Annotated in this window: 15 protein-coding genes; 7 read left to right on the forward strand and 8 right to left on the reverse strand. The window is 62.6% G+C overall.

The window, feature by feature from the left end; all coding sequences use genetic code 11:
* The first annotated feature begins 2 nt into the window (after positions 1-2).
* Positions 3-443, forward strand: coding sequence for a peptidoglycan-binding protein LysM (lysM, locus tag F8N82_RS26220; RefSeq protein ID WP_038998205.1), 441 nt, complete (start codon positions 3-5; stop codon positions 441-443).
* Here lysM and yrfG read toward each other — a convergent pair whose 3' ends face one another.
* Positions 444-1,106: a GMP/IMP nucleotidase gene (yrfG, locus tag F8N82_RS26225; RefSeq protein WP_038998206.1), complete on the reverse strand. Its 663-nt coding sequence runs from the start codon at positions 1,104-1,106 to the stop codon at positions 444-446. It lies immediately after the preceding gene.
* Positions 1,107-1,185: 79 nt separating this feature from the next.
* Here yrfG and nudE point away from each other — a divergent pair, with 79 nt between their 5' ends.
* Together nudE and cysQ are read left to right on the forward strand one after the other, a co-directional pair.
* Positions 1,186-1,752 carry an ADP compounds hydrolase NudE gene (nudE, locus tag F8N82_RS26230; protein WP_038998207.1) on the forward strand — a complete coding sequence of 189 codons (567 nt, stop codon included), beginning with the start codon at positions 1,186-1,188 and terminating at the stop codon, positions 1,750-1,752.
* Entirely contained in the window at positions 1,749-2,576 is an 828-nt protein-coding gene (cysQ, locus tag F8N82_RS26235; protein WP_038998208.1) for a 3'(2'),5'-bisphosphate nucleotidase CysQ, read from the forward strand. The genes nudE and cysQ overlap by 4 nt, the downstream gene beginning before the upstream one ends.
* Here the strand turns inward: cysQ and F8N82_RS26240 are convergent.
* The 7 genes from F8N82_RS26240 to rfbB are packed head-to-tail and all read right to left on the reverse strand — an operon-like array spanning position 2,565 to position 9,641.
* The gene (locus F8N82_RS26240; RefSeq protein WP_038998209.1) at positions 2,565-3,020 is read right to left on the reverse strand and encodes a YiiD C-terminal domain-containing protein; all 456 of its coding nucleotides are present in this window, start codon (positions 3,018-3,020) and stop codon (positions 2,565-2,567) included. The genes cysQ and F8N82_RS26240 overlap by 12 nt on opposite strands.
* Positions 3,017-4,429 carry a sigma-54-dependent transcriptional regulator gene (locus F8N82_RS26245; RefSeq protein WP_038998210.1) on the reverse strand — a complete coding sequence of 471 codons (1,413 nt, stop codon included), beginning with the start codon at positions 4,427-4,429 and terminating at the stop codon, positions 3,017-3,019. The genes F8N82_RS26240 and F8N82_RS26245 overlap by 4 nt, the downstream gene beginning before the upstream one ends.
* The gene (locus F8N82_RS26250) at positions 4,426-6,240 is read right to left on the reverse strand and encodes a sensor histidine kinase (protein ID WP_038998211.1); all 1,815 of its coding nucleotides are present in this window, start codon (positions 6,238-6,240) and stop codon (positions 4,426-4,428) included. Before F8N82_RS26250 ends, F8N82_RS26245 begins: the two co-directional genes overlap by 4 nt.
* Before the next feature lie 35 nt (positions 6,241-6,275).
* Positions 6,276-7,148: a dTDP-4-dehydrorhamnose reductase gene (gene rfbD / locus F8N82_RS26255; protein ID WP_038998214.1), complete on the reverse strand. Its 873-nt coding sequence runs from the start codon at positions 7,146-7,148 to the stop codon at positions 6,276-6,278.
* Positions 7,145-7,690: a dTDP-4-dehydrorhamnose 3,5-epimerase gene (gene rfbC / locus F8N82_RS26260; protein ID WP_038998215.1), complete on the reverse strand. Its 546-nt coding sequence runs from the start codon at positions 7,688-7,690 to the stop codon at positions 7,145-7,147. The genes rfbD and rfbC overlap by 4 nt, the downstream gene beginning before the upstream one ends.
* A complete protein-coding gene (rfbA, locus tag F8N82_RS26265) occupies positions 7,687-8,562 on the reverse strand; it encodes a glucose-1-phosphate thymidylyltransferase RfbA (protein ID WP_038998216.1) in 876 nt (291 codons plus the stop codon). The genes rfbC and rfbA overlap by 4 nt, the downstream gene beginning before the upstream one ends.
* Positions 8,559-9,641 carry a dTDP-glucose 4,6-dehydratase gene (gene rfbB / locus F8N82_RS26270; protein ID WP_038998217.1) on the reverse strand — a complete coding sequence of 361 codons (1,083 nt, stop codon included), beginning with the start codon at positions 9,639-9,641 and terminating at the stop codon, positions 8,559-8,561. Before rfbB ends, rfbA begins: the two co-directional genes overlap by 4 nt.
* Positions 9,642-9,851: 210 nt before the next feature.
* On the opposite strand from rfbB, the gene F8N82_RS26275 reads away from it, so the two are divergent.
* The 4 genes from F8N82_RS26275 (at position 9,852) to F8N82_RS26290 (ending at position 15,323) form a co-directional block, all read left to right on the forward strand.
* On the forward strand, positions 9,852-12,761 hold the full coding sequence (locus F8N82_RS26275; RefSeq protein WP_038998218.1) for an aminotransferase: 2,910 nt from the start codon (positions 9,852-9,854) through the stop codon (positions 12,759-12,761).
* A gap of 170 nt (positions 12,762-12,931) precedes the next feature.
* Positions 12,932-13,810 (forward strand): N-carbamoylputrescine amidase, encoded by an 879-nt coding sequence (gene aguB, locus F8N82_RS26280; RefSeq protein ID WP_038998219.1) that lies wholly within the window; start codon positions 12,932-12,934, stop codon positions 13,808-13,810.
* A gap of 20 nt (positions 13,811-13,830) precedes the next feature.
* On the forward strand, positions 13,831-14,937 hold the full coding sequence (gene aguA, locus F8N82_RS26285; RefSeq protein WP_038998220.1) for an agmatine deiminase: 1,107 nt from the start codon (positions 13,831-13,833) through the stop codon (positions 14,935-14,937).
* Between the two features lie 185 nt (positions 14,938-15,122).
* On the forward strand, positions 15,123-15,323 hold the full coding sequence (locus F8N82_RS26290; RefSeq protein ID WP_038998222.1) for a hypothetical protein: 201 nt from the start codon (positions 15,123-15,125) through the stop codon (positions 15,321-15,323).
* Positions 15,324-15,372 lie beyond the last annotated feature (49 nt).

Here is a 15,372-nt window from a genome sequence, read left to right on the forward strand (position 1 = left end):
GTATGAGCATTTTCAGTTTCGTCAAAGAAGCAGGCGAGAAACTTATCGACCTGTTGACCCCGGGTAATGCCAATGCCAGCGAGCAGTTGAAGGAGCATGTCTCCAAGGTAGGCTTGGGCAATCCGAACATTCAGACAACTGTCGAGGGCAGCAAGGTGACGGTCACCGGCGAGGTGGCCAGCCAGGAAGAGAAGGAGAAAATCCTGCTGGCGCTGGGCAACATTGCCGGTGTGGAGTCGGTGGATGATCAGATCACTGTTACCGGGCCTCTGGTTGCCGCTGCCCGTTTTGTCGTGGTGAAGAAGGGCGACACCCTCAGTGCCATTTCCCTGGCTGTGTACGGCAACGCCAACCAGTACAACAAGATTTTCGAAGCCAACAAGCCGCTGCTCAGCCACCCGGACAAGATCTACCCGGGCCAGACCCTGCGCATCCCTGAATAATCACAACCCTTCGAGCAACGCCCGGTAGTCTTCCACTGCGGCGAACTCTTCGGTATCTCGCGGCCCTTTGCGGCTGTCCGGCTGGCGCACCGCAAGCAGGTGCGCCACACCGAAGTCGCGGGCGCTGCGCAAGATCGACAAGGTGTCGTCGATAAACAGACTGCGTTGCGGGCTGAAGCCGATATCCGCCTGCAGGGCGCTCCAGAACTGCGGGTTCTCCTTGGGGTAGCCGTAGTCATGGGAGCTGATCAGGCGCTCGAAGTAGGGCGCCAGCTCCACCCGTTCCAGCTTCAGCGACAACGAGTCGCGGTGGGCGTTGGTGATCAGGATCACGCGCTTGCCGGCGTCCTTGATCGCCTTGAGGAAGGTGTCGGCATCCGGGCGCAGGGCGATCAGGTGGGCGGTTTCCAGCTTCAGTTCGCGCACCGGAATGTTCAGCTCGCGGCTCCAGAAGTCCAGGCAGTACCAGTTCAGCGAGCCGGCGTGCTGTTCAAACAGCGGTTGCAGTTCGAGTTCGGCCATGGCCCGGCTGATGCTGTGCAGTTCGGCGTAGCGCTGGGGCAGTTGTTCGAGCCAGAAATGGTTGTCGAAATGCAGGTCGAGCAGGGTACCGTCCATGTCCAGCAGGACGGTATCGATGGTGGACCAGGCTAAAACGGGCATATGAAATTCTCGAGCAGTCAGGAGGCAGCGGCCGGGCAAGCCACGGTATAGTAACCCGTTCACGCCAAGGAGCCGCCCCATGCGCCAGAAACCCACCGTTCTCTCTCGCGAGATCGTCGCCAGCAGCCGCCTGTTCCGCGTCGAAGCCGTGCAATTGCGCTTTGCCAACGGCGCCGAGCGCACCTACGAACGCCTGGTCGGGCGCGGCAACGGTTATGGCGCGGTGATGATCGTGGCGATGCTCGATGCCGAGCATGCGGTGCTGGTGGAAGAATACTGCGGTGGTACCGACGAGTACGAACTGTCGTTGCCCAAGGGCCTGATCGAACCGGGTGAAGACGTGCTGGCGGCGGCCGACCGCGAACTCAAGGAAGAAGCAGGTTTCGGCGCCCGTCAGCTGGAGCATCTGACCGAGCTGTCGCTGTCGCCCGGCTATATGAGCCAGAAGATCCAGGTAGTCCTGGCCACCGACCTCTATGAGGAACGCCTGGAAGGCGACGAGCCGGAGCCGATGCGTGTCGACAAGATCAACCTGCGCGAGCTGTCGGCCCTGGCCCAGCATCCGCAGTTCTCTGAAGGTCGGGCCCTGGCGGCGCTGTATCTGGTACGCGACCTGCTGAGCCAGCGCGGGGTGTTCCCGCTATGAGCGACAGTGCCCTGATGCAGCAAGTGGTGGAGCTGGCCCGCCAGGCGGGCGAGGCCATCCTGCCGTTCTGGCGCGCCGATGTGGCAGTGACGGCCAAGGCCGATGAGTCGCCGGTGACGGCCGCGGACCTCGCGGCCCATCAGGTCATTGCCGAGGGTTTGCGCGCGCTGGCGCCGGAGATCCCGGTGCTGTCGGAAGAAGATTGCGACATTCCCCTGAGCGAACGCCAAGGCTGGCAGCGTTGGTGGCTGGTCGATCCGCTGGATGGCACCAAGGAGTTCATCGCCGGTACAGAAGAATTTACCGTCAACATCGCCCTGATCGAGCAGGGTCAGGTGGTGTTTGGCGTGGTGGCGATTCCCACCAATGGGCGCTGCTATTACGGCGGCAAAGGCTTCGGTGCCTGGCTTGCAGAAGAGAGCGGGGCGGCCAAAGCCATCAGCGTGCGCACTGCACCATCTGCCGGCGAGCGTTTTACCGTGGTCGCCAGCCGCCGGCATTCCAGCCCGCAACAGGAGGCCTTGTTGGCCGGCCTGAGCCAGGCGGTAGGAGAGCTGGAACTGGCCAATATCGGCAGTTCGCTGAAGTTCTGCCTGCTGGCCGAGGGCGCGGCCGATTGCTACCCGCGCCTGGCACCGACGTCGCAGTGGGATACCGCGGCAGCCCAGGGCGTACTGGAAGGCGCCGGCGGCGAAGTGCTTGGCCTCGATGGCCAGGCTTTCGTCTATCCGCCGCGCGAATCCTTGCTCAACCCGTTCTTCCTGGCCTTGCCGGCTGCCGCACCGTGGCGCGACACGCTGTTGCAGCAAGCCCTAGCGGTGTAGCACGTACTGGCCACTGAACTGCACGGCAGCCTCGCTGCTGCCGGCATTGCTGACCTGGGTGTGCAGGTTCAGGCGCGCCCGGCCACGGCGTTGATAGGTGGCGATGAATCGCTCCCAGACTTTCTCCTCCGGCGCCGCGCAGGTCGCAATCGCCGCGCCGGTGACCGGTAGCGGATAGCTGATCTGGCCTTCCTGGATGACGATATGGCCGTCATCGATCCCCGCTTCGCGCAACCTCAGGTGCAACCAGCCCCAGCCGACCAGCACCGCCGCGCAGTACAGGCTGCCGCCGAACATGGTGCTCTTGTGGTTGACGTTGGCTTCCAGTGGCAATTGCAAGCGCAGGCAATGCTGCTGCCAGTCGAGCACCTGCAGGCCCATCTGCCGGGTCAGCGGGATGTCGCTGTGCAACACCGATTCGAGGTAGTGGCTGTCCGTGCTCATGGACGGTTGTCCTCCAGGTCATCACTGTGGTGGTTACTGTCGGCAAAGCTCAGGCCGTGTTTGCGCAGCTTGTCGTGCAGGGTTTTACGCGGGATGCCGAGCGCTTCGGCCAGGCTGCGCAACGAGTTGTGCGAGCGCGCCAGTTCTGCGGCGATCAGCGAGCGTTCGAATTGCTCGACCTGTTCGCTGAGGTTGCCGCTGCCCATGCTTGCCAGTGTATCGTCGGCCGCAGGCGGCAGATCACCGTCCAGGGCCAGTTCCAGGCCCAGGGCGAAGCGTTCGGCGGCGTTCTGCAGTTCACGCACGTTGCCCGGCCATTCATGGCGCAACAGCAGCGCCCGGTGCGTCGGCTGCAGTGGCGGCACTGGCAGGCCGTGGCGCTCGCTGGCGGCTTCGGCAAAGTGCTGGAACAGCACCAGGATGTCTTCGCCGCGCTCGCGCAACGGTGGAATGCGCAGTGGTGCGACGTTCAGGCGGTAATACAGGTCGGCACGGAAGCGCCCCTGGTCGGCGGCCTGGCGCAGGTCTTCCTTGGTCGCGGCGATGATGCGGATATCCAGCGGGATCAGCTGGTTGCCGCCCAGGCGCTCGACCACCCGTTCCTGCAGCAGGCGCAGCAGCTTGACCTGGACATCCAGGCTCATGCTTTCGATTTCATCGAGGAACAGCGTGCCGCCGTTGGCGAATTCGAACTTGCCGATGCGGCGCTTCTGCGCGCCAGTGAACGCCCCTGGCTCGTGGCCGAACAGTTCGCTTTCGACCACCGACTCGGCCAGGGCACCGGCGTTGATTGCCACGAACGGGCCGTCGCGGCGGCTCGACAGGTCGTGCAGAGCGCGGGCCACCACCTCTTTGCCGGCGCCGGTTTCGCCGAGGATCAGCACATCGGCGCGGGTGCCGGCCAAGGCACCGATCTGCTCGCGCAGGCGCAGCATCGGCGCCGAGTGACCGACCAGGCGTGTGCTCAGCTCCTGGCGATCGCTCAGGGCCAGGCGCAGGCTGCGGTTGTCCAGCACCAGGCGGCGCAGGGCCAGGGCGCGGCGCACACTGTCGAGCAAGGCATCGCTGGCGAAGGGTTTTTCCAGAAAGTCATAGGCACCGGCGCGCATGGCCTGCACCGCCAGCGGTACGTCGCCGTGGCCGGTGATCAGCAGTACCGGCAGTTCCGGGTCCTGGGCGTGCAGCTGCTGCAGCAGCTCAAGGCCGTCGATGCCGGGCATGCGAATATCGCTGACCACCACGCCCGGCCAGTCGCGCTCGATGCGCCCGGCCAGGCCCTGGGCGTCGCTCAGGGGCAGGATCTTCAGCCCGGCGAGGTCGAGGGTCTGGCTCAGGGCCTGGCGCAGGTGCGGGTCGTCGTCGACCAGGATCACCTGCGTGCGGCTGTCGATGAGCGGCTCGGTCGTCATGCCGATGGGTCCTCCGAAGTGGGTAGGGTTGCGCCGGGCTTGGCGATGCGCAGTTGCAGGGTCAGCAGGGCGCCGCCTTCAGGGTGGTTGCCGAGCAATAGCTCACCGCCCAGCGCCCGCATCAAGGTATCGCAGATCGCCAGGCCCAGGCCAAGGCCCTGGGTGCGCGTCTTGGTGGTGAAAAACGGCTCACGGGCGCGGGCCATGGCCTGGCTGGTAAAGCCCGGACCGTTGTCGCGAATGTACAGGTAGACGTTGCCATCGCGCTGTTCGGCACTGAGCCAGAGTTTGCGCGGGTTGGCTTTTTCGGTCAGGGCGTCGAGGGCGTTGGCCAGCAAGTTGCCGAGCACCTGGCGCAGACGGGTTTCACCGGCCTGGACCCACAGGGTGGCCTCCGGCAGGTCGCGCACCAGCTCCACGGCCATTGCCCGTCGGCGCTTGGCCAGCAGCGCCAGGGCATCGTCCAGGGCCGGCTGCAGGGCTACGCTCTCCGGAGCATGGCGGTCGCGGCGGGCAAAGGCGCGCAGGTGGGCGATGATTGACGCCATGCGCCCGGTCAGTTCGCTGATCAGCTTGAGGTTGCTGCGGGCATCATCGGTGCGCTGGTGATCGAGGAGTATCTCGGCGTTCTCGGCATAGCTGCGGATCGCCGCCAGTGGCTGGTTGAGTTCGTGGCTGATGCTCGCCGACATGGTACCCAATACCGAGAGCTTGCCGGCCTGCACCAGTTCGTCCTGGGCGCGCACCAGTTCCTGCTGGGCCTGTTCGCGCTCCAGCACTTCTTCCTTGAGGCGGCTGTTGAGGCCTTCGAGGTCGGCGGTGCGCTCGATCACGCGCTTTTCCAGCTCCTGGCGGCCATGGGCTTCAAAGTCGATACGGTCCATGTAGTGGCGGCGCCGTTGCATGATCAAGCCGAGCAGCAGCATCACTACCAGCAAGGTGGCGCCGCCAATGGCCACCACGGTGCGCACCGAGCGGTCGATCAGGGTGCGTGGGGCGAGGATGCTGACCTGCCAGCCGGTCTCGTCGATGGCCTGGGTCTGGGTTAGCCAGGCCTTGGGGTCGAGGGTCAGCGGCTTGGGCGTTTGAGTCGGGTATGGCTGGATGGCGACGATGGCTTCGCGTTCGGCGTCGCTCAGTGGCCGAGTGGCGCGAAAACGCCAATCAGGCCTGGAGGTCAGGATCACCACGCCGTTGTGGTCGGTCAGCAGCAACTGTTCCGGGGTCTTGCCCCAGAGGGTTTCGGTATGGTCGAGGTCGACCTTGACCACCAGTGCACCGATTACTCGGTCGCGGTCGCGCACCGCGGCGGCAAAGAAGTAGCCGCGCTTGGCCGAGGTGGTGCCCTGGCCGAAGAAGCGCCCCAGGCGCCCGGCAATGGCTTCGCTGAAATACGGGCGGAAGGCGAAGTTGCGGCCGATGAAGCTGTCGTGTTTGTCCCAGTTGGAGGCGGCCAGGGTGTTGCCATTGGCGTCCATCAGGTACATGACCTCGGCGCCGGTCTGGGTGGCGATGTCCTTGAGCAGGCGGTTGGCGTTGGTCAGGGTTTCCAGGCGCAGGGGGTCGGCCAGCACCGCGCGCAGCGCCGGCAGGTCACCGAGGATCTGCGGCAGCGTCTCGTAGCGGTGCAGGGTGCCGAGCAGGTTGGCCACGTACAAGTCGAGGGTCTGGCGGTTTTGCCCGGCCAGTTCGTCCTGGTAGTAGCGCTCGGCGAGGTGTTGCAACGGCCACAGCAAGGGCGCCAGGCACACTGCAAGTAGGGCAAGGCTGCGCCAGCGAGGGCGGCGGGGTACGGGTGGAGTTATGTTCATCGCAACTGCGCCAGAATGATCTGGCGCATTATGCGCTACTTCAGGCAGTCGATCAGCGCCTGCTGCCAGTGTGGCTGGCTGACCTGCCACTCGCGTTGCAGGCGGCTGCAATCGAGGCGCGAGTTCAGCGGGCGGTGGGCCGGGGTCGGGTAGTCGCTGGAGGGGATTGGCACCAGCTCGGCGCAGGGCAAACCCTGGGCCTTGAGGTGTTCAGCAATGGCCTGGGCAAAACCGAACCAGGAGGTTTCCCCTTGGGCGGTCAGGTGGTAGGTGCCCCAGGCGCCGGCCTGGCCAGCCTGCCAGCGTTCGATCAGGGCGCGGGTGCTCTGGGCGATGGTGCCAGCCCAGGTCGGTGCGCCGATCTGGTCGGCGACGATGCGCAACTCTGGTTTTTCCTGCAGCAGGCGCTGCATGGTCAGTAGAAAGTTGCGCCCGTGCCGTGAATACACCCAACTGGTACGCAGGATCAGATGCTCACCACCCACTTGCGCAATTGCCTGTTCGCCGGCCAGCTTGCTGCTTCCGTAGACGCCCAGCGGATTGGGCTGGTCCTCCTCGGTGTAGGGGCTGTCTTTACTGCCGTCGAACACGTAGTCGGTGGAATAGTGGATCAGCGGGATGCCCAGTTCTGCGGCTTCTTCGGCGAAGACGCCGGGGGCCTGGGCATTGATCGCAAAGGCCAGCTCTGGTTCGCTTTCGGCCTGATCGACCGCGGTGTGGGCTGCGGCGTTGATGATCAGGTCGGGTTTGAGCTGCTGCACCTGTGCACGAATGCTTTCGGGGTGCGCCAGGTCCAGGGTGTCGCGTCCCAGTACATGCAACTGGCCAAGGTCGCCCAGGTGCTGTTGCAGCTCCCGGGACACCTGGCCGTGCTGGCCGCTGATGAGGATGTTCAAGCCTGCACTCATGGGAACAGATCCGCATCTTTGAGCCATTTTCCGGCTTGATCCTTGGCTGACAACTGGGGTGGCTCATCCAGTTGCCAGTCGATAGCCAGGTCTGGATCATCCCAACGAATGCAGCGTTCAGCCGCCGGGTTGTAATAGTCGGTGGTCTTGTAGAGGAACTCGGCGCTTTCGCTGAGCACCACGAAACCATGGGCGAAGCCTTCCGGCACCCAGAGCTGGCGGTGATTGTCGGCGGACAGTCTGACCGCGACCCATTTGCCGAAGTGAGGGGAGCTTCGGCGGATATCCACGGCCACATCCAGCACTTCACCCTGGGTCACACGAACCAGCTTGCCCTGGGTGTTTTCGAGTTGGTAGTGCAGCCCGCGTAGTACACCTTTTTGCGACCGCGAATGGTTGTCCTGGACAAACGTGGTGGTGACACCGGTTTTTTCCTGGAACGCGTCGGCATTGAAGCTTTCGTAGAAAAATCCGCGGCTGTCGCCGAACACCTTGGGTTCGATAATCAATACGTCGGGTAGATCAGTGGCGATTACGTTCATTGGTGTTCTTCAGCCAGGCCATAGAGGTACTGTCCGTAGCCGGTCTTGCCAAAGGCCTTGGCACGTTCCAGCAACTGTTCGCGATCGATCCAGCCATGCTGGAAGGCAATCTCTTCCAGGCAGGCAACCTTCAAGCCCTGACGATGCTCGATGGTCTGCACATACTGTGAGGCTTCCAGCAAGCTGTCATGGGTGCCAGTATCAAGCCAGGCGAACCCGCGACCGAATCGCTCGACTCGCAAGTCGCCGCGTTGCAGGTAAGCATTGTTAACGTCAGTGATTTCCAGTTCGCCACGTGGCGAAGGCTTGACGTTCTTGGCGATCTTCACAACAGCGTTATCGTAGAAGTAAAGGCCGGTCACCGCATAGGAAGACTTGGGCTTGGCGGGCTTCTCTTCGATCGAAAGGGCACGGCCGTCCTTGTCGAAGTCGACAACGCCGAAGCGCTCAGGATCTTTGACCCAGTAACCGAATACCGTAGCACCAGAGGGACGCTGGATGGCGCGCAGCAACTGTTCGCTGAAACCCTGGCCGTGGAAAATGTTGTCGCCCAGGATCAGGCAGACCGAGTCATCGCCGATGAACTCTTCACCAATCAGGAACGCTTGTGCCAGACCATCCGGGGACGGTTGTTCGGCATAGCTCAGCTGGATACCAAACTGGCTGCCGTCACCCAGCAGTTGCTTGTATTGCGGCAGATCCTGCGGGGTGGAGATCAGCAGAATCTCGCGAATACCCGCCAGCATCAGTACCGAGATCGGGTAGTAGATCATCGGTTTGTCGTAGATCGGCAGCAATTGTTTGGAAACACCCAGGGTAATCGGGTGCAGGCGGGTGCCGGAGCCACCCGCCAGGACAATACCTTTGGTCATGCAATCAGATCCTTGAATTCGCTGGCGCCCAGGCGCTGGCCTTGATAACTGCCGTCTTGTACCCGCTGGCACCATTGCAGGTTGTCCAGGTACCACTGTACGGTCTTGCGCAGCCCGGTCTCGAAGGTTTCTTCGGGAACCCAGCCCAGTTCACGCTCGATCTTGCTGGCATCGATCGCATAACGCTGGTCGTGGCCTGGGCGGTCCTGAACGTAGGTGATCAGGTCGGCATAGTTGGCGATACCGGCCGGACGTTGTGGCGCCAACTCTTCGAGAAGTGCACAGATGCCACGGACGACATCGATGTTCTTCTGCTCGTTATGGCCGCCGATGTTGTAGGTCTCGCCGACCTTGCCTTCGGTCACAACCTTGAACAGGGCGCGGGCATGGTCTTCGACGAACAGCCAGTCGCGCACTTGCAGACCGTTGCCGTACACCGGTAGCGGTTTGCCTGCCAGAGCATTGAGGATTACCAGCGGAATGAGTTTTTCCGGGAAGTGGAACGGGCCGTAGTTGTTCGAGCAGTTGGTGATCAGTACCGGCAGGCCATAGGTGCGCTGCCAGGCGCGGACCAGGTGGTCGGACGCGGCTTTGCTCGCCGAGTACGGCGAGCTTGGGGCATACGGGGTGGTTTCGGTGAACAGGTCATCGACGCCATGCAGATCGCCATACACTTCGTCAGTGGAAATGTGATGGAAACGGAACGCTGCACGCTCGTCGGCAGGCAGGGTCAGCCAGTAGGCACGGGTGGCCTCCAGCAGGCTATAGGTGCCGACAATGTTGGTGTGGATGAAATCAGAAGGGCCGTCGATCGAACGGTCGACATGCGACTCTGCCGCCAGGTGCATGATTGCATGCGGTTTGAAGCGCTCAAGGACAGCGCTGACGGTGGCCTGATCGGCAATATCGGCCTGGACGAACTCATAGCGGGTATCGGTCGCGATACTGGTCAGCGATTCCAGGTTGCCAGCATAGGTCAGCTTGTCGAGGTTGAGCACTTCGTGCTCGGTATTGTTGATCAGGTGACGCACCAGCGCCGAACCGATGAAGCCGGCCCCGCCGGTGATAAGAATTCGCATGTCGGACTGCCTTTCTTCCATAACTGACATTAAGCACAAAGTGTATAGCTTGTGGCCGGGTGGAAGCAGGTGCAAGTAAAAAGCGCCGAAGCGTCTATTTATGCTTGATTAAGCCGGGCACTGAGCAAGTTGCCCGCCAATTTTACCCGTTGTTCTTGCTTATCGGCAGGCGCAGTGGCGATATAAGCAAAAAAACGAGGTTCCCAGCCCATGTCGCTTAGTACCCTGATCCAGCGTTCCAGTCAGCCATGTCCTGACGTCAGCCCGCAGCAAGCAGCGACCCTGTTGCAGGAGCGCTATGAGCTCGGTGGCGCACTGCAAACCTTGGGCAGTCAGCAGGATCTTAATTTTAGAGTGGATTCCCCTCAGGGCCGCTACGTGTTGAAGATCTGCCATGGCGCCTATGCCGAGCGCGAACTCCAGGCTCAGCACGCTGCCCTTGGCTACCTGCGGGAGCAGGGGCTGCCAGTGCCCGGTGTGCAGGCTTCGCGAACGGGTGAGCAGTTGCTGACGGTGACCGTCGACGGCCAACCCCTGCGCGTGCGCGTGCTCGACTATATAGAAGGCCAGTCGCTGACCCGCATCAAGCACATGGAGCCGCGCCTGGTGGCTGAGCTCGGCCGCCTTTGTGCGCGAGTCGACCAGGCCCTGGCCGACTTCACTCACCCAGGCCTTGAGCGCACGCTGCAGTGGGATCCGCGCCATGCCCAGGCATTGATCGATCACCTGCTGCCGGTACTGGATCAAAGCCCGCAGCAGGAGCGGGTGAAAACCGCCGCAGATAGGGCCTGGGAACAGCTGCAACCCTTGATCAATGATCTGCCATCGCAAGCCGTGCACCTGGATATCACCGATGACAACGCTGTCTGGCTGCGTGACGAGCAGCGCCAGTGGCAGTTGCAAGGGGTCATCGATTTTGGCGACCTGATGCACACCTGGCGTATCGCGGACCTCTCGGTAACCTGCGCGGCCTTGCTGCACCACGCCGAAGGTGACCCCTTGCGCATACTGCCGGCGATCGAGGCCTATCATGCGCTCAATCCGCTTTGCGCAGCCGAGCTCAACGCCTTGTGGCCATTGGTGGTGGCCCGCGCTGGGGTGCTGGTGCTGAGCAGCGAGCAGCAGTTGAGTGTCGACCCCGGCAACCGCTACAGCCGGGATAATCTGGCCCACGAGTGGGAAATCTTCGACGTCGCCACCAGCGTGCCGTTCGAGTTGATGCAGGCGGCGATTCTGCAGGTAACTGGCCATGAGCCGCCTGCGCTGGTGCTGGAAGACTCGACGCCGCTGTTGCCGTCCGCGGTGGCCGCACAGGTGACCGGGGTGGACCTTGGCGTGCTCAGTGAGCATTACCAGGCCGGGAACTGGGAGCAACCTGGCATCGATCAGCGCGTGCTGGCCCGGCAGGCTGGCGCCTCAGGCGCGGCCAGCAGCCTGTATGGGCAGTACCGCCTGTCGCAGACCCACATCGACAACCCTGCGGAACCTGCGACCTTCGCCCTGCAGGTCGAGCTGCACCTGCCGACAGCCACGGCGCTTACCGCCCCTTGGGCCGGGACCTGGCAGCAGTACGGTGAAGACAGCGGTTGCCTGGCGGGTAATGAATGCAGCCTGTGGTTGCATGGGCTGAGTCAGGCACCAGCCGACGGCCAGGCGCTAGCCAAGGGGCAGTCACTGGGGGCCAGTGCTGCGTTGTTGAAAGTTCAGCTATGCCGAGTGGCCGGGCTGTACCCGCCGGCCTTCGTCGTGCCTTCGCGGGCCCAGGCCTGGCAGGCATTGTGCCCCTCGCCGCAAGCCATCCTTGGTTTTGCCTGCGATGCTGAACCATTGGTCGATGCCCAGGCCTTGCTGGCCCGCCGTGATGCCAGCTTCGCCCGTTCGCAAAAGCACTACTATCAGCAGCCGCCGCATATCGAGCGCGGCTGGCGCAATTACCTGATCGACATGCAGGGTCGGTCTTACCTGGACATGCTCAACAATGTCGCAGTACTTGGCCATGGCCACCCGCGCATGGTTGCCGAGTCTGCGCGGCAATGGTCGCTGCTCAATACCAACTCGCGCTTTCACTACGCCGCCATCGCCGAGTTTTCCGAACGCTTGCTGACCTTGGCACCGAGCGGCATGGATCGGGTGTTCCTGGTCAACAGCGGCACCGAGGCCAATGACCTGGCGATCCGCCTGGCCTGGGCCTATAGCGGTGGGCGCGACTTGCTCAGTGTGCTTGAGGCCTACCACGGCTGGTCGGTGGCTACCGATGCGATTTCCACCTCCATCGCCGACAACCCCCAGGCCTTGAGCACCCGGCCGGACTGGGTTCACCCGGTGATTGCGCCCAACACCTATCGCGGCGCCTACCGTGGCGCCGAGAGCAGCGCTGACTATCTGCGCGACGTTGATGCCAAGCTTGACGCACTGGCTGCCGAGCAACGGCAACTGGCCGGTTTCATCTGCGAGCCGGTGTACGGCAACGCCGGCGGTATCTCGCTGCCGCCGGGCTACCTGCAGCAAGCCTATGCCAAGGTCCGGGCAGCGGGCGGCGTGTGCATCGCCGACGAAGTGCAGGTCGGCTATGGCCGGCTGGGTACCTGGTTCTGGGGCTTCGAAGAGCAGGGCGTCGTGCCGGACATCATCACCATGGCCAAGGGCATGGGCAATGGCCAGCCACTGGGCGCGGTCATCACCCGCCGGGAGATTGCCGAGGCGCTGGAGGCCGAAGGCTATTTCTTCTCTTCCGCTGGTGGCAGCCCGGTCAGCTGCCGCATCGGCATGGCTGTGCTTGATGTCATGGAAGAAGAGGGGTTGTGGGATAACGCCCGGGAAGTCGGTGGCTACTTCAAGGCACGGCTGCAGCAGTTAGTCGATAAACATCCGCTGGCCGGTGCCGTGCACGGTTCTGGCTTTTACCTGGGGCTGGAGCTGGTGCGTGATCGCCAGACTCTGGAGCCTGCCAGTGCCGAGACGACCTACCTGTGCAACCGCCTGCGCGATCTGGGTATCTTCATGCAGCCCACCGGCGATTACCTCAACATCCTCAAGATCAAGCCGCCGATGTGTACCACCCGCGAGAGCGTGGACTTCTTTGTCGACAGCATCGACCGGGTACTGTCAGAAGACCTGTAAGGCTTGGGCTAAAGCCGGTTAGTTCGATTGATATCGGATTAACCGGCTTTTTATTGGCTGAATTTTTCTAAATTGCTCTTTTAAAGTCGATATTTATCGGATATAAGTGCCATCATCATCACCGTGGTGGCCTGGCCTTGTCGGCCCAACCACCTGCCGAGGAGGAATACATGAGCCGCACTGTCACTGTTGCCGCCACCCAGATGGCCTGCTCCTGGGACCGCCAGGGCAACCTGGAAACCGCCGAACGGCTGGTCCGCGAAGCGGCGGCCAAGGGCGCGCAGATCATCCTGATCCAGGAGCTTTTCGAAACCCCGTACTTCTGCCAGAAGCCCAACCCGGATTACCTGCAACTGGCCACCCCGGTTGAAACCAACGCCGCCATCGGCCATTTCCAGACGCTCGCCAAAGAGCTGCAAGTGGTGCTGCCGATCAGTTTCTACGAGCTGGCCGGGCGTGCGCGCTTCAACAGCATCGCGATCATCGATGCCGACGGCAGCAACCTGGGCGTGTACCGTAAAACCCACATCCCGGACGGCCCGGGCTACCACGAAAAGTACTACTTCAACCCGGGCGATACCGGCTTCAAGGTCTGGCAGACCCGTTACGCGAAAATCGGCGTCGGTATCTGCTGGGACCAGTGGTTCCCCGAGTGCGCACGCAGCATGGCCCTGCTCGGCGCCGAAGTGTTGTTCTACCCGACCGCCATTGGCAGCGAACCGCACGACCAGAGCATCTGCTCGCGCGACCACTGGCAGCGTGTGCAGCAAGGTCATGCCGGCGCCAACCTGATGCCGCTGGTCGCCAGCAACCGCATCGGCCGCGAAGAGCAGGACGGCTACGACATCACCTTTTACGGCTCCTCTTTCATCGCCGATCAGTTCGGCGAGAAGGTCCAGGCGCTGAACGAGACCGAGGAGGGTGTGCTGGTGCATACTTTCGACCTCGACAAGCTTGAGCACACCCGCAGTGCCTGGGGCACTTTCCGTGACCGTCGTCCAGATCAGTACGGCCCGGTGAAGACCCTCGACGGCGCGCTGCAATCCTGAGAGTTCAGCAAGGAACATCTATGAAAACGCTTACCAGTACCCCGCGCGCCGACGGCTTCCACATGCCCGCGGAGTGGGCGCCACAAACCCAGGTCTGGATGGTCTGGCCCGAGCGCCCGGACAACTGGCGCCTGGGTGGCAAGCCGGTGCAGGCTGCCCATGTGACCCTGGCCAAGGCCATCGCTCGTTTCGAGCCGGTGACCGTTGCCGTGTCCGCCGCGCAGTACGACAACGCCCGGGCACGCCTGGACCTGCCGAACATTCGCGTAGTGGAAATCAGCAACGATGACGCCTGGGTGCGGGATACCGGGCCGACCTTCGTTATCAACGACAGCGGTGAAGTGCGTGGCGTCGACTGGGGCTTCAATGCCTGGGGCGGCTTCGAAGGTGGCCTGTACTCGCCGTGGAACCGCGACGAGCAACTGGCCAGCAAGGTGCTGGAGATGGAACGCTGCCAGCGCTACCACACCGAAGGCTTCGTGCTCGAAGGCGGCTCGATCCATGTGGACGGTGAAGGCACCCTGATCACCACCGAGGAATGCCTGCTCAACCACAACCGCAACCCGCACCTGAACCGCGAGCAGATCGAAGCCATCCTGCGCGATCACCTGGCGGTGGATAGCATCATCTGGCTGCCCGATGGCCTGTACAACGACGAGACCGACGGCCACGTCGACAACTTCTGTTGTTACGTTCGCCCAGGTGAAGTGTTACTGGCCTGGACCGATGATCCGCAAGACCCCAACTACGCACGCTGCCATGGCGCACTTGAGGTGCTGGAGAACAGCCGTGACGCCAAAGGCCGCGCCTTTACCGTGCACAAGATGCCGATTCCGGGGCCGTTGTTCGCCACCGAAGAGGAGTGCGCCGGGGTCGATCCGGTGGCCGGTAGCCAGGAGCGAAACCCATCGGTGCGCCTGGCCGGCTCCTACGTCAACTTCCTGATCGTCAATGGCGGCATCATTGCCCCAAGCTTCGACGATCCGGCAGATGCCGAGGCTAGAGCGATTCTGGCGCGGGTGTTCCCTGATCACGAAGTGGTGATGATCCCCGGGCGCGAGATGCTTCTGGGCGGTGGCAACATCCATTGCCTGACCCAACAGCAACCGGCGCCAGCCAAACGCTGAACAGCAGTAAGACAGAAGCCCGTCGATAGACGGGCTTTTTTTATGCGCGGACGACGACCGGCATGACTTTCTGGCACACCTCTTGTATTTGTTTTGCATTGTATTTCAAACAGATAGACCAGCATGGTTCTGTCACAAAGTTTGAGTAGGTTAGCCGCTCACGGCCCCAGGGAGTACGTGTCGAAATGAATGCAGCAAGTGAGCCGGCTTCGTCCCCATCAGCAATGAATCACGAGTCCCTCCAGCGCGTGGCGCAGTGGTTGAAACACAATGGAGCAAACCGGGTCAGGAAGGCCGATCAGCGTCGCTCGTTGCTGGCGCGTTATCCGGCAGGCCTGCTTACCGAGGCAGAGCTGGAAGTGCTGCTGGGTGATGGCAGCCGCTAGGTGGTTCGGTCGCAACATTGAAAAGGGCGGCATTGTCTGAACAATGCCG

Source organism: Pseudomonas fluorescens (assembly GCF_902497775.2).
GTDB lineage: Bacteria > Pseudomonadota > Gammaproteobacteria > Pseudomonadales > Pseudomonadaceae > Aquipseudomonas > Aquipseudomonas putida_F.

What these genes read in the sequence shown, in the direction of transcription:
- F8N82_RS26275 (WP_038998218.1), top strand. Translation starts at nt 9,852, where the DNA reads ATGTCGCTTAGTACCCTGATCCAGCGTTCCAGTCAGCCATGTCCTGAC.
- F8N82_RS26250 (WP_038998211.1), bottom strand. Translation starts at nt 6,240, where the DNA reads ATGAACATAACTCCACCCGTACCCCGCCGCCCTCGCTGGCGCAGCCTT.
- rfbB (WP_038998217.1), bottom strand. Translation starts at nt 9,641, where the DNA reads ATGCGAATTCTTATCACCGGCGGGGCCGGCTTCATCGGTTCGGCGCTG.
- F8N82_RS26240 (WP_038998209.1), bottom strand. Translation starts at nt 3,020, where the DNA reads ATGAGCACGGACAGCCACTACCTCGAATCGGTGTTGCACAGCGACATC.
- aguB (WP_038998219.1), top strand. Translation starts at nt 12,932, where the DNA reads ATGAGCCGCACTGTCACTGTTGCCGCCACCCAGATGGCCTGCTCCTGG.
- yrfG (WP_038998206.1), bottom strand. Translation starts at nt 1,106, where the DNA reads ATGCCCGTTTTAGCCTGGTCCACCATCGATACCGTCCTGCTGGACATG.
- aguA (WP_038998220.1), top strand. Translation starts at nt 13,831, where the DNA reads ATGAAAACGCTTACCAGTACCCCGCGCGCCGACGGCTTCCACATGCCC.
- rfbD (WP_038998214.1), bottom strand. Translation starts at nt 7,148, where the DNA reads ATGAGTGCAGGCTTGAACATCCTCATCAGCGGCCAGCACGGCCAGGTG.
- cysQ (WP_038998208.1), top strand. Translation starts at nt 1,749, where the DNA reads ATGAGCGACAGTGCCCTGATGCAGCAAGTGGTGGAGCTGGCCCGCCAG.
- F8N82_RS26290 (WP_038998222.1), top strand. Translation starts at nt 15,123, where the DNA reads ATGAATGCAGCAAGTGAGCCGGCTTCGTCCCCATCAGCAATGAATCAC.
- rfbA (WP_038998216.1), bottom strand. Translation starts at nt 8,562, where the DNA reads ATGACCAAAGGTATTGTCCTGGCGGGTGGCTCCGGCACCCGCCTGCAC.
- lysM (WP_038998205.1), top strand. Translation starts at nt 3, where the DNA reads ATGAGCATTTTCAGTTTCGTCAAAGAAGCAGGCGAGAAACTTATCGAC.
- nudE (WP_038998207.1), top strand. Translation starts at nt 1,186, where the DNA reads ATGCGCCAGAAACCCACCGTTCTCTCTCGCGAGATCGTCGCCAGCAGC.
- F8N82_RS26245 (WP_038998210.1), bottom strand. Translation starts at nt 4,429, where the DNA reads ATGACGACCGAGCCGCTCATCGACAGCCGCACGCAGGTGATCCTGGTC.
- rfbC (WP_038998215.1), bottom strand. Translation starts at nt 7,690, where the DNA reads ATGAACGTAATCGCCACTGATCTACCCGACGTATTGATTATCGAACCC.